Annotated in this window: 1 protein-coding gene and 1 tRNA gene; both read left to right on the top strand. The window is 64.9% G+C overall.

The genetic code is table 11. The annotated features are described in order from the left end of the window. The first annotated feature begins 43 nt into the window (after positions 1-43). Positions 44-120, top strand: a tRNA-Met gene (locus FV228_RS29355). Positions 121-898: 778 nt separating this feature from the next. Further along, the gene (locus FV228_RS29360) at positions 899-1,402 is read left to right on the top strand and encodes a MucR family transcriptional regulator (protein WP_147857678.1); all 504 of its coding nucleotides are present in this window, start codon (positions 899-901) and stop codon (positions 1,400-1,402) included. The last annotated feature ends 101 nt before the right edge of the window (positions 1,403-1,503 follow it).

Here is a 1,503-nt window from a genome sequence, read left to right on the forward strand (position 1 = left end):
GCCCACCAGCGCCAGCCAGCCCGGATCAGCCGCACAACCTTGGCGCGGGGTGGAGCAGCCCGGTAGCTCGTCAGGCTCATAACCTGAAGGTCACAGGTTCAAATCCTGTCCCCGCAACCAAATCCCTTCCGACCACCCGACCACCACCAAAAACCCGGCCCGCTCGCGCGGACCGGGTTTTTCGTGATCGGGGCTTCGCTTGCCGAGGCGGTCTGTCGAGCGGACGGTTTTGAGCCGTGACGCTGCGGCGTGATGGGCTGTTCCCTCTCGGCCTGACCGCTCGACCGCTTCGAACAGGCCGCCCAGCCGCGCTCCGAAGCGGTCTCAAGTCCGATCCGATCTCGCTTATCAACCGGCCCGCGCGATCGGCCTGGGACGGGCGCCGTGCGTCGCCCCCGACAGCCAGGGCATGTCCACGCGGCGTGCTCACAGAGCCGCGGTCGGGGCGTCCGATGTGACAGGCGGGGATTGCTGTAGCCTCCCGGTCGCGACGCGAAAAAGCACGCTGGAGTTGCGCCGAGAATCCCTGCCACAGCCGCCCGGTGATGCCGGCGTTCCGCATTGCAGTACGAATGCCGAGCCGAATATCGATTTCGTCTGAGACACGGTCTTTATTTCCCATCCTCCAGCCAGATCCTCTCAGTTGATGACGGATCATCTCCAACCGATCATGAGCCCGATCGGGTTCGATTGCGCACAAGCAAGATGGCGGGCTATTATTTTCCTTGAGGTTGGTTGTCCAATGCACCTGTTCTTGGCCTGTTTCTGAATGTATATCGCGATATCGAATTTGAGACTTGACGGGTCATTGAAAAGCGATTGTATCGGCCCTCAGGATCGCAACGCTGTTCTTGCGTTCTGACCAGTTTGGAAATCACGAGAAGGCGGCGCACACGATATGACTCAACGCGATGGCGACAGGAGCCGCTTCGTTACGCTCGCATCCGAGATCGTCTCGGCCTATGTGAGCAACAACCACGTGCAAAGCGCGGATCTGCCGAAACTGCTCAGCGACATCCACGGCGCGATCCAGGACGTCCACACCGGCGGCGCGGCCGTCGCAGCCCCCAGCAAGGCGACCACACAGGAGATCCGGCGTTCGGTGACGCCCGACTACCTGATCTCGTTCGAGGACGGGAAGCCCTACAAGACCCTGCGCCGCCACCTCACCCTGCGCGGCCTGACCCCGGAGGCCTATCGCGCCAAGTGGGGCCTCGATGCCGACTACCCGATGACCGCCCAGAGCTATTCCGCGCAGCGCTCGCAGCTCGCCCGCTCGCTCGGCCTCGGCCAGCAGCGCCGGAAATCCGCCGCGCCGCCGACCGCCCAGCCCGAGCCGGTCGCGCAGGCCCCCGAACAGCCGACCAAGAAGCGCAGTGTGCGCCGCAAGGAAGACGCCTGAACGGCCCTGACGGCCGGGCCTGCCCGGCTCGTCCGGCGACGGTGTCGCGGGCCTGCCGCAATCGGCTCCGATAGCGTAAGGCCGCACGGCGCGCCGCCGCC

The organism is Methylobacterium sp. WL18 (assembly GCF_008040015.1).
In the GTDB taxonomy this organism is placed as follows: Bacteria; Pseudomonadota; Alphaproteobacteria; order Rhizobiales; family Beijerinckiaceae; genus Methylobacterium; species Methylobacterium mesophilicum.